General features: G+C 71.3%; 15 protein-coding genes. 3 read left to right on the forward strand and 12 right to left on the reverse strand.

The genetic code is table 11. The features are described 5' to 3' along the window. Positions 1-15: 15 nt before the first annotated feature. Together BC793_RS33330 and BC793_RS33335 are read left to right on the forward strand one after the other, a co-directional pair. Positions 16-645 carry a TetR/AcrR family transcriptional regulator gene (locus BC793_RS33330; RefSeq protein WP_239170426.1) on the forward strand — a complete coding sequence of 210 codons (630 nt, stop codon included), beginning with the start codon at positions 16-18 and terminating at the stop codon, positions 643-645. Beyond that, on the forward strand, positions 642-1,049 hold the full coding sequence (locus BC793_RS33335) for a TIGR03618 family F420-dependent PPOX class oxidoreductase (RefSeq protein WP_249037400.1): 408 nt from the start codon (positions 642-644) through the stop codon (positions 1,047-1,049). The genes BC793_RS33330 and BC793_RS33335 overlap by 4 nt, the downstream gene beginning before the upstream one ends. Before the next feature lie 119 nt (positions 1,050-1,168). Here the strand turns inward: BC793_RS33335 and BC793_RS33340 are convergent, their stop codons facing one another. The 10 genes from BC793_RS33340 to BC793_RS33385 all read right to left on the reverse strand — a co-directional run bounded on the left by BC793_RS33340 (position 1,169) and on the right by BC793_RS33385 (position 12,312). Further along, positions 1,169-1,744 carry an Atu4866 domain-containing protein gene (locus BC793_RS33340; protein ID WP_239170425.1) on the reverse strand — a complete coding sequence of 192 codons (576 nt, stop codon included), beginning with the start codon at positions 1,742-1,744 and terminating at the stop codon, positions 1,169-1,171. Positions 1,745-1,864: 120 nt separating this feature from the next. Beyond that, positions 1,865-2,710, reverse strand: coding sequence for a helix-turn-helix transcriptional regulator (locus BC793_RS33345; protein WP_109599800.1), 846 nt, complete (start codon positions 2,708-2,710; stop codon positions 1,865-1,867). A gap of 93 nt (positions 2,711-2,803) precedes the next feature. Then, on the reverse strand, positions 2,804-3,997 hold the full coding sequence (locus BC793_RS33350) for an amidohydrolase family protein (RefSeq protein ID WP_239170424.1): 1,194 nt from the start codon (positions 3,995-3,997) through the stop codon (positions 2,804-2,806). 188 nt (positions 3,998-4,185) lie between these two features. Further along, complete coding sequence (locus tag BC793_RS33355; protein WP_109599804.1) at positions 4,186-4,632, reverse strand: hypothetical protein; 447 nt, start codon at positions 4,630-4,632, stop codon at positions 4,186-4,188. Positions 4,633-4,700: 68 nt separating this feature from the next. Then, positions 4,701-5,570, reverse strand: a complete 870-nt coding sequence (locus BC793_RS33360; RefSeq protein WP_109599957.1) for a carbohydrate ABC transporter permease — start codon at positions 5,568-5,570, stop codon at positions 4,701-4,703. 32 nt (positions 5,571-5,602) lie between these two features. Then, the gene (locus BC793_RS33365; RefSeq protein WP_109599805.1) at positions 5,603-6,631 is read right to left on the reverse strand and encodes an ABC transporter ATP-binding protein; all 1,029 of its coding nucleotides are present in this window, start codon (positions 6,629-6,631) and stop codon (positions 5,603-5,605) included. Positions 6,632-6,638: 7 nt separating this feature from the next. Then, complete coding sequence (locus tag BC793_RS33370; protein WP_373871272.1) at positions 6,639-7,937, reverse strand: ABC transporter substrate-binding protein; 1,299 nt, start codon at positions 7,935-7,937, stop codon at positions 6,639-6,641. A 41-nt stretch (positions 7,938-7,978) separates the two neighbouring features. Then, positions 7,979-8,812: a carbohydrate ABC transporter permease gene (locus tag BC793_RS33375; protein WP_239170423.1), complete on the reverse strand. Its 834-nt coding sequence runs from the start codon at positions 8,810-8,812 to the stop codon at positions 7,979-7,981. Further along, positions 8,812-11,625 carry a beta propeller repeat protein gene (locus BC793_RS33380; protein WP_109599807.1) on the reverse strand — a complete coding sequence of 938 codons (2,814 nt, stop codon included), beginning with the start codon at positions 11,623-11,625 and terminating at the stop codon, positions 8,812-8,814. The genes BC793_RS33375 and BC793_RS33380 overlap by 1 nt, the downstream gene beginning before the upstream one ends. A 186-nt stretch (positions 11,626-11,811) precedes the next feature. After that, the gene (locus BC793_RS33385) at positions 11,812-12,312 is read right to left on the reverse strand and encodes a hypothetical protein (protein ID WP_146246549.1); all 501 of its coding nucleotides are present in this window, start codon (positions 12,310-12,312) and stop codon (positions 11,812-11,814) included. A 234-nt stretch (positions 12,313-12,546) separates the two neighbouring features. On the opposite strand from BC793_RS33385, the gene BC793_RS33390 reads away from it, so the two are divergent. After that, on the forward strand, positions 12,547-15,621 hold the full coding sequence (locus BC793_RS33390) for a BTAD domain-containing putative transcriptional regulator (RefSeq protein WP_109599811.1): 3,075 nt from the start codon (positions 12,547-12,549) through the stop codon (positions 15,619-15,621). A 6-nt stretch (positions 15,622-15,627) separates the two neighbouring features. Here BC793_RS33390 and BC793_RS33395 read toward each other — a convergent pair whose 3' ends face one another. Together BC793_RS33395 and BC793_RS33400 are read right to left on the reverse strand one after the other, a co-directional pair. After that, positions 15,628-16,170, reverse strand: coding sequence for a calcium-binding protein (locus BC793_RS33395; RefSeq protein WP_158319429.1), 543 nt, complete (start codon positions 16,168-16,170; stop codon positions 15,628-15,630). 64 nt (positions 16,171-16,234) lie between these two features. Further along, entirely contained in the window at positions 16,235-17,002 is a 768-nt protein-coding gene (locus BC793_RS33400) for a calcium-binding protein (RefSeq protein WP_109599815.1), read from the reverse strand. Positions 17,003-17,174: the final 172 nt, after the last annotated feature.

A 17,174-nucleotide genomic window follows, 5' to 3' on the forward strand; every position in this document is an offset into this window, starting at 1 on the left:
CAGTAGGTTGGGGTCGTGACCGAACCGGCTCCCCTGCGTCGTGACGCCGAACGCAACCGTCAGCTCCTGCTGCGCACGGCGTATGAGCTCATGGCTTCCGCCGGCCTGGACGTCCCGTACGAGGACATCGCCCGGGCCGCCGGCACGGGGATGGGCACCATGTACCGGCGTTTCCCGCACCGGCAGGATCTGCTGGACGCCTTGTTCAGCGAGCACATCGACACGGTGATCGACTTCGCCGAACAGGCCTCGCGGTACGACGACGCGTGGGCCGGCCTCACCTGGTTCCTCGAACAGCAATTGGAGATCGAGGCGCAGAGCCGAGGCCTCGGGGAACTGCTGCGCAGCCGCAACCAGGCCACCGCCCTGGTGCAGCGGGCGCACGAGCGGATGACCCCGCTCGTGGCCGGCCTCATCGCCCGCGCTGTGCGGGCGGGCCAGCTTCCGGCCGGCGTGACCCCCGTCGACTTCGCCGCCGCGCACGTGATGGTGGGCAGTGTCATGGACGCCTCCCGCGCGTTCGCCCCGCAACTGTGGCGCCGCGCTCTCACGATCGCCCTGGCCGGTCTGCGCCACGCCGAACTTCCCGGTGACCCACCGGACGAGACGGTCATCGACCGCCTCTACAACGACCAGAAGAAGTGAAGGTTCTGCCGCTCATGGCCCTGCCCGACGACCTGCTCGAAGTTCTCAACGCCAGAGCGATCTGCTTCGTGACCACGCTGATGCCCGACGGATCGCCGCAGATCTCCCAGACCTGGGCGTCCACCGACGGCGAGCACGTACTGATCAACACGGTCGACACCCATCAGAAGACCCGCAACATCAGGCGCGACCCGCGCATCGCCATCGGTATCGCCGATCCGGCCGCACCGTCACGGTCCTGGGCGCTGCGCGGCAGCGTCGTGGCCGCCACCACCGACGGTGCCCGGCAGAACATCGACGAGCTGTCCCAGAAGTACATCGGCCGTCCCTATCCCGGCTTCGGCGGCGGCCCACAGCAGCGCGTCATCCTCACCGTCAAGGTGGACAAGATGCACCGGCCCTGACCTGCTGGTGGACGGTATGGGACAGGTCGGCTGCCGACCGGTGGGCGACACAAATCTTGCGCCTCGAACGGCACCGGGCAGGGCGCGTGGGGACGGCACGCCCTGCCCGGTACGCCGTCTCATCCGTGCCGCATGACGAACTCGGCGTGGTACAACTCGTCGCCGATGAAACTGCCGAACGCGTAGAACCCGGAGTCGTCGAGGTAGTCGATGCGGTCGCCGTCGAGCCAGTAGCGTCCGGTGTAGGCGTGCCGCCGCCCACCGCGGGTCTCGTCGTACCGGCCCTCGGCGAGCAGTTCCTGATGCAGCCAGTCGGCCCGGTCGATCCAGGTTCCGGTGCGGGCGCCGGCCGGGTTCGCGGGCCGGGCCACCGGATCGCCGTCCCGCACCACGAACCGGCCTCTCGTCAGCAGGCCGCGCACGTCCCGGCGGCCGATCACCACCCGCCACCACGGTGTGCCCGGCCGCGGCATGATCCGCTGGGGAACCAGCAGCAGGTCGGCGGGCATGCCCGCTTCGATACGGCCGACGACGTGACCTCTGTCCGGGTCCGCGACCACCGCGATCATGCCGAGGCCGGTGCCGTCGACCACCTCGCCGTCAGAGCCGGCCCGGACGACACGGCCGTCGGCCACCCGTACGTCGGTGATCGTCGATCCGGACGGACCGTGGACCTGGACATTCTCGAACAGCACAACGCCTCCTGCTGAGCGGTATCCGATAGCGGCGCGCCGGCGCAACCGCATCGCCGTGGCGAAGGTCGCCGGGCTCTGATCCTCAGCGTGCCCGGTCGCGGCGGCCGGTGCCTGGGTGCGTTACTCCCAGGACGACTCGGCGTGAGCGGACGCCGGAATCAGGGCGCTCAGCCGCTGGAGGGCGCCGGCCGTCGGGCTCGCCGACTCGGCCTGGTAGACCACGAGCTGCTGATGCGGGGCCCCGTTGACGGTGAAGGCCGCGAACGCGATGTGTAGGTCACCCACGTACGGATGCCGGAGGTGTTTGCCTTCCTGGGTCTTGCTCTTGACCTCGTGCAACTGCCAGAGCCGGGCGAACTCGTCGCTGGCCCGGCTCAGCTCGTCCACCACCGTCGCGATGCGCCGCGAGGACGGGTCGAAGCCGTAGGCGGCACGCAGCTCGGCGACACAACTGTGCGCGGTCCGGTCCCACTCCTGGTAGAAGTCCCGGCCCGCCGGGTCGAGGAACACCATCCGGGCGAGATTGTCGAAACGCGCGAAGCCGTCGTGCAGTACGGTCGCGAGCGCGTTGGCCGCGAGGATGTCCAGGGCCGGGCCGACGATGAAGGCGGGAGTGTGCTCCCAGCCGTCCATGAGCCGCAGCAGCGGGGCGCTCACGGTGTCGTGACGGCTGTGACGCGGTCGCTGGGTCTCGTCGAGACACAGCCGGTGCAGGTGGTCGGTGGCTTCGGCGGTCAGGCGCAACGCCAGCGCGATCGCGGTGACCACCTGCGGGGACGGTCTGGTCTCCCGGCCCTGCTCCAGACGGATGTAGTAGTCGGCGCTGACTCCGGCCAGGAGGGCGACCTCCTCGCGGCGCAGTCCGGCTACCCGCCGGCGGCCGTGTTCGGGCAGTCCGACCTCGTGGGGCTTGAGGGCCTCGCGGCGGGCTCGCAGGAATTCACCGAGCGGCGTCTCACGGCTCATGATCGAAGATTACGTCGCGCTTGTTGCGGGCCCATGGCACGCCGGTCCGTGACAGCCCGGGCGAGGCGTCACCGGACCGGCGTACCGATGCTCTCAGGCTTTGGCTCGCATGATGTGCTCACGGGAGGCGGCCACCTCGTCGCGCAGCGCGGTGAGATCGACGTCGAGCAGCTGACCGGCCCACTTGCGGATCCGACCGGCGATGAACACGGTGTCGATGTTGCGGGGGTCGGCGCCGAGGACGACGGTCCCGACCGCGTCGTTGAGCGGCATGGTGTTGACGTCCTGCGCCCGGATCACCAGCAGGTCGGCCTGCTTGCCCGGAGTCAGCGAACCCGTCACGTCGCCGAGGCCGTTGGTGCGGGCGCCCTGCGACGTCGCGAAGTCCAGCACGTCGAAGGTGCTGATCCGCCGGGGTTCGATCGCGGTGCCGTAGACCGCGTTCACCGCCCGCATCCGCTGGATGGTGTGCAACGCCCGCATCTGGGTGAACATGTCACTGGCCAGCGCCACCTCCACATCGATGCTCAAGCCCGGCCGGACCCCGACGGCCAGCGCCTCGTCGACGGCGGGGATCGCCGTCTCCAGGCCGATCTGGGCGTCCGAGGTCGGTGCCAGGGCGATCGTGGTGCCGGTGTCCCCGATGGCTCGCCACGCCTCCGGAGTCAGGCCGGTGGAGTGGATGAGGGTGACGTCCGGGCCGAGCAGGCCCCGGCGTTCCCAGTCGAGGATCGCCCGGGACGAGGTGGCTCCGAAGACGGCGTCGACGCTGACCCCGACACCCAGGTCGCGGGCGGCCTCCGCGAGCCGCGGACCGTACGCCAGGCCCGGCCCGGCGATCTCGTCGGTGGCCAGCGTGGCCAGCCGGAAGGTCAGCAGGTTGCCGCCGAACTCTCGGCGCAGCCGGGCCACGTCAGCCGGCCACTGCCGGTCCCAGTCACCGAAGTGCGGCGCCATCGCGGCGTGCACACCGCGGATGCCGGTGTCCAGCAGGGCCTGGACCGCGTGGTCGGAGTGGGCGGTGCTGCGCGAGTTGTGCGAGAAGTCGAGCATCGTGGTGATGCCACTGTCGATGGCCGTCAGCGCGGCCAGCCTGGTGCCGACGTACATGTCCCACGGCCGGTAGACCGGTGCGTACCCCATCAGGGTCGACGTCACGTAGCCGCCGAGGTCGTCGACGTCGGGCATGAGCCGGCGCAGCTGGGCCTCCCAGGCGTGCCGGTGGGTGTCCACGAAACCGGGCGTGACGACGGTGCCGGTCGCGTCGAGAACGATGGCGTCGTCCACGGTCAGGCCGACGCCGACGGCGATGATCGCGTCACCTTCGATGGGCGGCGATTTCCTGGGTGTGCCGCACCCGGGCTCAGCCCGTCACAGGCCACCGCTCGGCTGTACGGATACGGCAGCTGCGCGCACGGCAGGTGGGATCGGTCCATGGAGGGATCCGTCCGGCTGCGGACGGGCGGGTGTGGTCCTCAGCGTGGGAGTACCGCGGTCACCACGATGGCCCGTACCACCTCTTTGCCGGCGCAGCCAGTCGCGGTGGTGACCTGACCGGTGACGGTGACGGTGGATCGGTCGGTCAGGGTGCCGGCCAGGGTGCCGGTCAGCTCCCAGTACCGGCCGCCCACCCGCAGCAGCGTGCAGTCGCCGGACCTCTCGACGACGCCGGTCACCGGCCGCCGGCCGTGCGGCAGGCCACCGGGTACCTCGCCGGTCGACGGCGGGGACGCGCGTGTGGCGTCCTCCGTGGGGGCCGGTGACGTCGACGACGGCCCGGTGGGCGATGGGCTCGTGGGGGCCGGTGACGTGGCGGACGGGCCGGTGCCCGCGGACGCCGAACCGGTGGGCGGTACGGCTGAGGGCTCCGACCAGCAGCCACTGACGGCCAGAACACCCAGTGCCACGAACATGATCGTCACAGATCGCATCACATCGGTCGCTCTCATGTCGGCTTGGACGCCGTCCGGGACGCGGCGGCTCCCCGTGGTCAACGATCCCGGAGGGCCTCGTGGCGGCGCAGCAGCCGCCATTGCAGTGCCACGGCCGCGACGGTCAGCGCCAGCATGACCGCGGTGGCCGCCGCGGCATAGCCGTACCGCAGGTATTCGAACGCCGTCCGGTAGGAGAACAGCGGGATGTACGTGGTGGCGTAGGGCGGCGGGCCGCCGTCGGTGACGACCAGTGCGGGAAGGAACGAGAACTGCAGGCTCAGGATGGCGTCGCGGATCAGCAGCAGGACGAGCACCGGCCTCATCAGCGGCCAGGTGATCCGGCGCAGCACGTCCCAGCCGGTGGCGTCCTCCAGCGCCGCCAGCTCGTAGACGTCGGGCGGCAACGATCGCCGGACGGCCAGCAGGATGACGAACGTCTCGCCGATGGTGAACAGGCTCATCAGGATGATCGCGGCGCGGGCGTCGACCGGGTCGGTGAGCCACTGCGGCGGGGTACGCCCGAAGACGGTCAGCCCGTTCTGCCCGCCGGCGCGCAGCACCTGGCTGATCGGCCCGTAGAGCGGATTGAGCAGCCAGAGCCAGAGCAGGCCGTAGGCGATCTCCGGGACGGCGGACGGCAGTACGGCGGCGGTGCGTGCGGTGCCGGCGAACCGGGACCGGCGGTGCAGCAGCAGTGCCAGCGACAGCGCGATCGTCAGCCGCAGCGGCACCGCCACCGCCGCGAACAGCAGCGAGTTGACCAGCGCGGTCCGGAAGATCGGATCCTCGGCCAGGGCGGTGAAGTTGTCGGTGCCGATCCAGCGGGGCGGCCGGATCAGGTCGTACTCGGTGAACGCCAGCACCACCGTCACCGCGAACGGTGCCAGCACCAGGACGGTCAGGCCCAGCAGATAGGGGGCCAGCATCATCGCCAGCTGGCGGCGCCCACGGTCACGGGTCACCCGAGGACCGTCCGGTGGCCGGCCTCGTCGAAGACGTGCGTGTCGGCCCATGCCACGGTGCACCGGACCGTCGTGCCGACGGCGGGGCGCCCGGCCGCCGGCAGGCGTACGGCGATCCGGTCGCCACCGGCGAGGCGCAGGTACGCGTACGCGTCCTCGCCGACCACGTCGACCCGTTCGACGGTCACGTCCGTTCCGTCCTGGCCGACCCGGACCGCCTCGGGCCGGAACCCGATCCGTGCGCCGGCGGGCAGGACCGGCATGCCGGCCGGGCGCAACGGCCCGTCGGCGGGCAGCACGTTCATCGGCGGCGAGCCCACGAAACGCGCCACGAACAGCGTCGCCGGGGTCCGCCAGATCTGGTCCGGCGTGCCGACCTGCTCCAGCCGGCCGGCGCGCATCACGGCGATCCGGTCGGCCAGCACGAGTGCCTCGGTCTGGTCGTGGGTCACGTGCACGGTGGTGACGCCGAGCCGGAGGTGCAGTGCCTTCAGCTCGCCGCGCGTCTCGGTCCGCAGTTCCTGGTCGAGGTTGGACAACGGCTCGTCCAGCAGGAACAGGTCCGGTTCGCGGACCATGGCGCGGGCCAGGGCCACGCGTTGCCGCTCGCCGCCGGACAGCTGCCCCGGCCGCCGGTCGAGCAGATGAGCGCAGCCGACCACAGCGGCGGCCGCCGCGGCGCGGTCCCGGGCCACGGCGCGCGGTGTGTCGCGTACCTCCAGGCCGAAGGTGATGTTGTCGCGGACGGTGAGGTGCGGGAAGAGGGCGTAGGACTGGAAGACCATCGACACGTTGCGGCGGCCGGGACGCAGCGTGGTCACGTCCCGGTCGCCGATACGCACCCGGCCGGTGATCGCCGGTTGCAGCCCGGCCACCACGCGCAGCAGGGTGCTCTTGCCCGCGCCGGAGGGCCCCAGGACGACCAGCAGTTCGCCGCGCGTCACGGTGAGGTCGACCTCGTGCAGCACCGTGGTTCCGCGGTAGGCGGCCGAGACACCGGCCAGCTCCAGCCCGATTCCGCTCATCCAGTGATCATCGCGGATGTTCCGCGCGGGCGAACAGGGGCCGGGTCTGCTCGTCGAGTTGCCGGATCACGTCGTCGAGCCGGTCGCCCCGGTACAGCGCGTTCTCCAGGATGCCACTGGTGACGTCCTCGATCTCCGGCCAGGTCGACACGGTCGGCAGGGCCCGTACGGTGGGAATGGCGTCGAGGAACACCTTGGCGCTTCGCGGCGGCTGGGCCGGGCCGAGGAAGGCCGGGCTGTTGGCGACCGCCATGTGTGACGGCACGGTCCGGCCGGTCGCCGCGATGATCCGCTGACCGTCGGCGCTGATCGCGTACTCCAGGAAGTTCCAGGCGGCCTGCTTGTTCCGGCCGCCCCGGGTCATGCAGTAGGCGTCGGAGTGCAGGATGCCGGCCGGCTGCCGGTAGACCGGCAGCGGCGCCACGTCCCACTCGAACCCGGTGATGGATCGGAACGTGGTGGTGGAGCGGCGTGACGACAGCAGCATCGCCAGCCGTCCGTTGGCGAACCGGGATTCGTCGTCCTCGGACTCGACCTCCTCGTCAGTCGGTACCACCCCGTACGCCAGCCGCAGGTCCACCAGGTTCTTCAGCGCCTCGCGGGCGGCCGGGCCGTCCAGGGTGAGGCGGGTCGGGCGGGCCGGGTCGTCGACGATCTCACCGCCGTTGGACCAGACGAACGGGGCGAGCCGGATGATCGACGGCTCGATGCCGACGCCGTGCACAGCCGGCCGCTGGGCGGCTCCTTCGCTCTCGGTGCCGCGGATGACGCCGCCGGCCGCGTCGCGGGTCATCGCCGTGGCGGTGGTGAGCAGGTCGTTCCAGGTCCAGCCGGGTTGCGGCAGGGCCACGCCGTACTTCTCGAACAGCGTCCGGTTGTAGTAGACGGCCAGGCTGGACACGTTCTGCGGCAGGCACAGCTGGCGGCCACGCCAGCGGAACGCGTTCATCGCGACCGGGTAGTAGTCCGCCGGGTCGATCTTGTCGGACGCGGTGATGCGATCGTCGAGCGGTTCGATCGCGTCCTTGACCGCGAACTGGCCGTAGAACCGGTAGTTCATCAGGAACAGCTCCGGCGGTTCGCCGCCGGCGATGGAGGTAGACAGGCGGGCCAGCAGATCCTTGCGGTCGCCGGCCTCCACCAGCTGGACCGTTCGGTCCGGATGGGCCCTGGTGTACGCGTCGGCGAGCGTCCGGTACGCCGCCAGTTCCTCCGGGGCACCGAAGACGAGCAGGCGTACCGGGGCCGAGGGGTCCCCGCCGCCGTCGCCGTGGTCCGCGCAGGCGGTGCCCGCGGTCGCGGTCAGCAGCGTGCACAGGGCCAGCGTGGCCAGTCGTCGCAGTCTCGTCACCGCAGCCGTCCCGTCGGGTCGTCGGACTGGAGGAACCACCGCTGGGCGAGCAGGAAGACCACCACCGGCGGTACGGTCGCCAGCACCGCACCGGCCAGGAACACCGGGAAGTCGGTGGGGTCCAGGATCGACAGCGACCGCAGCGCCAGCGGCAGGGTGAACAGGTCACGGTCGTAGACGTAGACCAGCGGGTCCAGGAAGTTCGACCAGGTCAGGATGAAACTGAGCGCGGTCAGTCCGGCGGTCACCGGGCGCACCACCGGCAGCGCGAACCGCCACCAGGTCCGTAGCGGCGTCAGATCGGCCAGCCGGCACGTGTCGTACAGGTCGGCGGGCAGTCCCCGGAACGCCAGGTAGTAGATCAGCACGTACAGCGGGGACACGCCGATCAGCGCCGGGGCGATCAACGGGACCAGGGTGTCGGTCAGCCCGAGGTTGCGGAACAGCACGAATCGGGGCAGCAGCAGCGCGGTGGCCGGGGCCATCAGCGCCAGCAACGACGCCCCGACGACCATCGCGGTGACCCGCCGCGACACCTGGGCCAGCGCGAAGCCGGCCCAGGCGGCGACCAGCACGCTCAGCGGCACCGTCACCGCGGCCACGACCAGCGACATCACGGTGGCGCGGACCAGCCCGCCCAGGGCGAGGGCCTGCTCGTACCCGACGGTCGACAGCGGGTCGGGCACCAGCCGTGGTGTCGGCGGTGGTGGCCGGCCGGGCTCGGTGAACGAGCCCGAGACCAGCAGCAGCAGTGGCGGCACGAAGACCAGCACCACGAACACCGCGCCGAGGGTGCGCCACAGGCGGGCGGCCCGGGACGGGTACGGCACTATTTCTTCAACCCCAGCTTCCAGGCACCGAGGCCGTGCGAGGCCGCGTACAGGATCCGTTTGCCGGGCACCACCGTCAGGCCGGTGACCTCGACGTTGGGCATGCCGGCCGCGGCCTTGACCCAGGCGGTGGTTCCGCTGGGCAGCCGCAGCACCCCGAAGTCGGTCGCCGCGTACAGGTCGCCGGTGACGTCGTCGCGCACCAGGTCGGTCACCGGCTGGTCGCCGAGGTTGTGCGACAGGTCCGCCCAGGTGGCCGACCCGTCGGCGGCCACCGTGACCGCGAAGGCGTGTCCCGGCGTGGCCGGGGTGTTGGAGTTGAACCCGCTGTAGGACACCCAGGCCCGGCCCGGGTCCTTCGGGTCGGGGTGGATGCTGCTGACGAACCGGTTCGGCAGCGGACGGTCGTCGTCGACGCGGGTCCACTGCACGGCAGAGGCGGGTTCGGCGTCGACGTTGCGGGAGACGAAGACCCGCCCGGCGGTGGTGGCCGCCCACGCTGTCGAGGTGTCCGCGGCCGACCGTTCGATCGCCGCGAGCGCGCCGCCGGCCTTGTCACCCCAGTCGGCGGCGGTCAGCGCGACGGTGCCCAGTTGCTGCCAGTCGCCGCACTGCTCCTCGAACGTGCCGGTCCAGGTGTTGCAGATCCGGTTCGCCTCCTCGAGGCTGCGGTCGCCGAGACCGAACGTCTTGGTCCGGTACGCGCTGACCCCGGTGCCGGCGAACAGGGTGCCGCTGACCTTGGGGTCGCTGATCACCGGTGCGTAGAACTGGGTGCCGGGCTGCGCGTCGATCGGCTCGCCGATGTAGATCCAGCTGCCGGTGTCGCCGTTGGCGAAGTTCACCTCGGCCTGCACGCCGGTGTAGGTGTGGAAGCGGAACTCGGGCCGGGCCACGTCGAAGCCGGACTGGCCGCCGTCGCCGATGATCGTGTTCAGCCAGCGGCGCTGCTCGCCCTTGTTCTCCCAGGTGCCGTTGTCCTGCGTGCCGCCCTGCAGCAGGTCCGCGTCGTGCGGGCTCACCGACAGGCTCATGAACTGCAGGGTGGTCAGCCCGTCGTTGACCGACTCCAGCTTCGACGGGATCTTCGACAGCATCTGCCGACAGCGCTGCTGCTGCACAGCGGTCAGCGCCCGCTCCTCGGCGTCGCACCATGCGGAACGGTCGACGAACGTGCCGCTGGAGCGCATCACACCGCCGTCGTTGGCCTCGAAGAACTGGAACGGATTACGCGGGTTGGTGACGATGTCCTGCTGGTCGGGGTGCAGGCCGTTGGGGTGCAGCTCGTCGGTGCCGTCGAAGGTCATGTCGGTGCCGCTGACACCCGCGTCGGTGGACAGCACCACGGCGCGCTTGTTGGCGATGGTCTCGCCGTACACGTACGACCCGCCGGTGTAGACCATGTCCGGGTGGCCCTCGGGGCTGTGCACGAAGATGTCGTACCAGCACTGCCCGCCGCACTGGTTGTAGGTGGCATAGCCCGGGTCGGCGACGTTGGCGCTGGTCAGGTCCTGGAAGGTCGGGGCGCCGGCGGCCACGTCGTCACTGCGGAACAGCCGCGAGTACGGGGCGCCGGTGTTGCCCTCGTAGACGTACATCCGGGTCTTGCCGTTGGGCAGCCGGGTCACGTCGAAGGCCGCCCGGGTCTGGAAGACCGTCGGCGCGAGGGACGCCTTGACCTGCGCCCAGGTGGCACCGCCGTCGGGTGAGCGCCAGATGCCGCGGGCGTACGACGACGCGTACACGATGTTGCTGTCGCCGGGGTCCAACTCGATGTGCCGCACCCCGCGCGGGGAGCAGGCGGCGGTGTTGGCGAACTCCGCGGCGCTGCCGGTGCACTGGGTCGCGTCGGCCGTGCCGTTGTGGACGAACTTCCAGGTCCGGCCGGCGTCGGTGGACTTGTACAGGCCCCACTTGGCGGCGTCCGGGACGGGCCGGGTGACGCCGCCGCAGCAGACGCTCGACATGCCGCGCAGCGCGGTGGTGGTCGCCACGTACAGCGTCCTGCGGTCCCCCGGCTTAACGATGATCTCGCCGATGCCCTTGCCCGCGAGCTCGTTCTTACCGATTGGTCCCTGCCAGGTCAGACCGCCGTTGGTGGACTTGTACAGGCCGACGCCGGCCACGCAGCCGGAGGCGCAGATGTTCGCCTCACCGGTGCCCACGTAGATGGTCAGCCCGGTCGGGTCGTTGCCGTCGATGGTGACCGCACCGGCCGCGTTGATGCCGAGCGGCCCGCCCAGATACGCCCACTTCGGCTTCTTGGCGAGGATGTCGAGGGTGGCCCATACGCCGCCGCCGGCCGGGGTGATGTAGGCGCGGCAGAAACCCGGACGGCACTGCTTGGTGATCGCGATGGACGTGGTCCGGCCACCGGCCACATACGCGTTGGGCACGTAGTTGTAGGCGTTGCGGAGCTCGGTGAAGGGATACAGTGCCTCGCTCGGGCCGATGTTGGTCCAGCGGCCCTGGTGCGAGCGGCCGGCCGGGACGGCTCGGGCGTCGGCGGCGGCGAAGGCCGATCGTGACCGGTCGACCTGGGCGACCGAGATGGTCTGCGCCGGGTAGGCGCGTTCGTCGAACTCGCCCTGCCCGAGCGCGCCGGGGGTGTCCAGGACACCACCGTTGGGTGCGGCCTGTCGCACCCGGGCCAGGTGGGCACCGAGGGCGCTGGGCATCTCACCGTCGCCGGCGGCCGCGGCCGAAGCCGCCGGCACGGTGGCCCCGGCAAGATGGATCCCGGCCCCACTGACGCCGGCGACCAGCGCGCCGATCACTGCACCGATGAGCAACTGCCGACGTCTGCGGGTCACGAGATCGCCCTTCCCGGACGCGCCGTAGCCGGTACCGATCGGCGACCGTCACTATCGGCGTCCGCCGCGACCCTCTCAGATACCAGTGATGCCTGGCAATGTCTCGGCCCGGTTGCCCCTTTCCGGAGTTTTCACAACCAGCCGCGGTACGGGCGGCGGGCACCGGCCGGCGCCCGCCGCCGACGCTCAGGGCTCGACGTAGCGGGCGCTCTGTCCCGCCGTCACCCACGGGTCGCCGCTCGACTCCGCGCACTGGAGCTTGATCGTGACCGCGTGCACGTACTGGCTGACCACCGGGCGGAAGTTGACGTCGTCGAACCAGGTCTGCCCGTTCGGCGCGCAGAAGTCCGAGCTGGTGTCGGTGTACGTCTCGATGAAGCCGTTGTCGTACTCGACCATCATCTGCACCCGGACGCACTCGTCCCGGGCGTTGTTGATCCAGATCCGCCCGACGAGTGTCGGCTCCCAGACTCCGGCGGTGTTCATCACCCAGTCGAGCCGGCCGTCGTCGGTCGGCCGGCCGGAGACGTCGTGGAGCCTGCCGTCCCCGAAGTCGAAGTGCGACTCGGTGATCTTGAACTCGTCGACCCGGTAGACCGTCGCGTGCGCGACCCCGGCGACGCCCAGGCCCATCGTGACGGCCAGTGCGACCACGAGGGCGCGTAATCCTGTTCTCTGCCGGCGCATTCCGATTCCCCCACTGTTCGTGGCCTCGATCCGGTGACCGGGGCCTGCGATGAAGTGTCGGAAGCAGCCCTCATCGTGGCGTCATCGCGGCGTCAGCGCCCGTGATGTCGCGGGCCGCCGGTTGCGGACCCGGGAGTCTCCGACTCTGGCGGGTTGCCGACAATCGGCGCCGCCGGGACCGAACCGTGCTGCTATTGGCGTCGATGGTTCGAGGACGATGGACAGGGAGCCGGCATGACGGAACAGACCCGTCGACTGCGCCGTGCGGGACGCTGTTTCATCTATGTGGCCGCGGCCGGATACGGCAAGACGACGACCCTTGAAGCGCTGTGCGCGGACGGTGCGGGGACGTACTGGACTGCCGAGGCGCTGCTCGCCGCGCCGTACGATCATCCGCAGGCGGCCGTGGCCCGGGTGGTCGTCGACGACCTGTGTGCGTTGTCCGGGCCGGCGCAGCGACATCTGGCGCGGGAACTGGCGACACTGCCGGCCGATGCCGAAATCTGGCTGGCGGCCCGCCGGCCCCTCGACCCCGGGTTCTACGCCACGCTACCGGGGTCGGCCGTCGAGCGCGGTGCCGCCGACCTCGCCCTCTCCCTCGACCAGGTCGCCCGAGTCCTCCGTGAGGAGCACGGCGTCGCCGATGCCGAACTGGCCGTGCAGGTGTACGACGTCACCGCGGGATGGCCGGCGCTGGTCCAGTTCGCCGGTGAGGCGTTGGGCCGGCAGGGAGCCGGCCCGGAGGAGCTACTCGCGGCGATCACCGACCCCGGCACCCCGGCCGCGACCTGGATCGGCGAGCAGGTGCTGGCCGAGCAGCCGGAGGGCGCCGCAGCACTGCTGGATGCGGCCGTCGCGCTCGACCCGGTGGCCGAGGCGCTGTGCCTCGGCCTGGCGGACGCGGGGCTGCTCGACACCGGCGTACCCGCCGCGCCGCTGCACTGGCTGCGATCGTTGAGCCGCGCGGGTCTGCTCGTGGCACGCCCCGGTGCGGCGCCGCGACTGGTACCGGTGGTGGCGGCGGTCCTCGGTCATCGGCGCCGGGCAGGCTGTGCGGGCACCGGCGTGCCCTCCGGCGCCTTCGTGGACTTCGCCGCCTCATGGTATTCGCGCAACGGGCACCCGACCGCTGCGGCGGCGCTCCTGCACCGGGCGGGGCGGCCGGTGCAGTGCGCGGCCATGCTCGCCGAACACGGTGACCGGATGCTGGCCGCCGGAGGCGGGAATGAGGTCGTGCGGCTGCTGCGCTCGATCCCCGAGGAGCAGCGGTCCTTCGATCTGCGGCTGGTGCATGGCGACGCGCTGCGGATGACCGGCGACGCCGCCGGAGCGCTGCGCGTCTTCGCCCCGCTGCTGCGAGATCCGGCACGCTCCGGGGACGCCGGACTGCGCTGGCGGGCGGCGATGGTGCACTACATGCGCGGCGAATACGCAACGGCGCTGGAGCTGTGCACGCCGTCTGCCGGCACCGGGCGGACCGTCGACGACGTCTTGCTGCTGGCCTGCCGGGCCGGCGCGTTGATGATGCTGGGCCGGTCCAGCGACTCCGCCGCCGTGGCGGCGGACGCGCTCCACCTCGCGGAAAGCCACGGCGACGATCGGGCGAAGGCAGCCGCGCACATCGCCGCCGCGCTCGGTGCGGTGGGTGCCCGGCGCGACGAGCACCTGGCCGCTGCGCTCGAGGCGGCGCAGCACGCCGACGACGTGGTCACCGTGGTCCGGGTCCTGGTGAACCGGGCCGAAGGGCTGATCCGCGACGCCCGGTACCCGGAGGCGCTGCGGGTCGCCGCGCGGGCGGTGCACACCGCGGAGCACAGTTGCCCACCCGGGTTGCTGGTGGCGGCGCTGTCCAACGCCGGCGACGCGCTGCTGCGGCTCGGCCGGTACGACGACGCCGAGCGGCACTTCGAGCGAGTGGTCTCGGTGTCGCACCGGGCCGGTCTGAGCCGCGCGGCGTCCGGGTTGTGGGGCATCGCCGAGGTCCGCCGGCAACTCGGCCGGCGTGAGCAGAGCCGGACCGCGTTCGAGGAGGCGATCGAGGCGGCGCACGCGGTCGCTGACACGCAGGTGCTCGTGCCGGCGCTGACCGGCCTCACCCGGGTACTGCTGGACGGGCCGGACCCCGACCTCGCCGCGGCTCGCTGCGCCGCCGAGGAGGCCGAGCGAGCCGCGCCGGAGATCCTGCTGCCTCTCGCCCTGGTGGCCGTCGGCTGGGTCGCCTTCGCTGAGGGCGCCCTACCGGTCGCGCAACAGCGGGCTGCCGCGGCGGTGACTGCCGCCCGGACGAGCCGGCGCGCCGACTGCCTTGCCAACGCGCTCGAACTCGTCGCCGCGGTCAGCACCGACACCGCGGACGCGATGGCCGCTCTGCGGGAGGCGGAGGCGATCTGGCGTGCCGCGGGTGCGATACCCGCCGCCGACCGGGCCCTGGTGCTGCTCGGCCGCCTGCCCGGCGCTGACGGTGCCCAGCGTTCCACCGCGAAAACCGCCGCTCGGCGACTCATGGATCTGGGGGTATCGGCCATCGACGGCACCCGGCTGCCGGCAGGCCAGGACAGGTCGACGCCGGTGCGGATCCGGGTCCTGGGCGGGTTCGAGGTCTCCGTCGACGGCCGGCCGGTGCCCCTGCCGGCTTGGCGCTCCCGGCAGGCCAGGTCACTGGTCAAGATCCTTGTCGCCCGGCGTGGCCGACCCGTCCCACGCCTCGAACTCCGCGAACTGCTCTGGCCCGACGACGAGCCACACCGTACGGCGCACCGGCTCTCGGTCCTGCTGTCGGTGGTGCGCACCGTGCTGGACCCTGCGCGCCGCTGGCCGACCGACCACCACGTCCGGGCCGACCTGGCCGGAATCTCGCTCGACACCGGGCACGTGGCGGTCGACGCCGAGGAACTGCTGAGCGACGCGGCACACGCGGCGCTGCTGATGCGAACCGGCGACCGGGCACATGCGCGGGAGGTACTCGTCGAGCTCGACCGGTTGTATCGCGGCGACGCGTTCAGCGACGAGCCCTATGAGGAATGGGCAGACGGGCTGCGCGAGGAAGCGCGTGCGGTGTGGCTCCGCGCGCTGCGCGACCTCGCCGGGCTCAGCCGCGCCGCCGGCGAGCTGGACCAGGCGGTCACCTACCTGGTCTGGCTGCTCGCCATCGACGCCTATGACGAGAGGGTGCACCGCGCCCTGGTCGAAGTCATGGTCAGGGCCGGCCGGCACGGTGAAGCCCGCCGCGCCTTCGACCGCTGGTGCCGATCCATGCGGTCGATCGACGCGCCGGTGCCGACGACCACGATCCTCGCCGGCCGTGCCTGACGACCGTCAGAACAGGACGGGGTGACTGGCGCACCAGAACACGTACTGGACGATGTCGAAGCGCCAGTACACATGCGGGTAATCGACGTTGCAATTGTTGGAGCCGGTGCCGCCGTGACCGATGTCGATGCCGTCCTCGCCGTGCAGGGTGTCGTCGCCCGAGCCGCCGTAGAGCGTATCGTCGTCCTCGCCGCCGAACAGCACGTCGTTGTCGGCACCGCCGTCCATCGTGTCGGCATCCTTGACGCCGTGGAGTTCGTCGCAGCCGTCGTCACCGTACAGGGTGTCGGCGCCGGCGCCGCCGACGATCACGTCGTTGCCGCCGAGACCGTGGATCACATCGTCACCCCCGTAACCGCGGATCACGTCGTCACGGGCGGAGCCGTTGAGCACGTCGTCGCCGGACGTACCTTCGACGATGATGCCCGACCCGGGTGATTCACACGGGTCGATCGCGGCCGCCGCTCCCGCAGTCGAGAGGGTGAGACCGGCGGTGACGAGGATCGTCGCGCTCAACAAGGACATTCCCTTACGCAGGTTTTCAGACATGCAGGCAACCTCCCACCACCCCGTCATCGTGACGTCATCACGGCACCGGCCGAAGTCGACGTGGTCAGCAGTTGATCTGCGTCTCGGTTGCCGGGCTGCAGACGTCGACGTCACCGGCCGGTCCGCCGTTGCCGGTGTCGTTGCCCGCCTCGCCGTCCATCTGGTCGTCACCGTCGTTGCCTCGTACGACGTCGCCGCCGTCGCCGCCGAACAGGTCGTCATCGCCGAAACCGCCGTTGAGCACGTCGTCACCGCCGTCACCGTCGAGCCGGTCGTTCTGCTCGTTGCCGGCGATGTCGTCGTCGCCCATTCCTCCGCGGACCCGGTCCTGACCGTCGCCGCCGCTGAGCACGTCGTCACCGCTGTCACCGGCGAGCTGGTCGTCGCCGCTGTCGCCGTTCACCGCGTCGATACCGGCGCCCCCGCTCAGGGTGTCGTCGTCCTCGTTGCCGTTGACGGTGTCGTCGCCGTCACCACCGGCGGCGAGATCGTCGCACCGGTTGCCGGAGACGAGGTCGTCGCCGTTCTCGCCGTCGATGCTGTCCGCGCCGTCACCACCGAGGATGATGTCGTCGCCGTCACCGCCGAGGATGACATCGTTGCCACCCCGTCCGTCGATGAGGTCGGCGCCGCCGCGCCCGTCGATGAAGTCGTCGAACGGAGTGCCGATGAGGTTGTTGGGCATGACGTCACCGATGACGACCGCCCCGGGTCCCTGCGGCAGGCAGTGCGGCTCTTCGTCGGCGTAGGCGGGCGAAGCGCCCGACATGGCCAGTGCGGCCGAGGTGAGCAGGAACGCGGTGGCCGTGGCCAGGGTCTTTCGCTGGTTCATGGTGGTGCCTCCAGAGAGGTTCCACCGGGCCCACCTGGTGGGGGTCCGGGCCACCGGACAGGTGGCAGGCAGAGCGTCGCCCGCACCCGTCAGCCCGGTGTCAGTGCGCCGTCATGCGGACTCTGGACGCATCGACAGCCGTAAGGGTTCTGTAAGGCTGCCCGGACACCGC

It is taken from the genome of Actinoplanes xinjiangensis (assembly GCF_003148685.1).
GTDB lineage: Bacteria > Actinomycetota > Actinomycetes > Mycobacteriales > Micromonosporaceae > Actinoplanes > Actinoplanes xinjiangensis.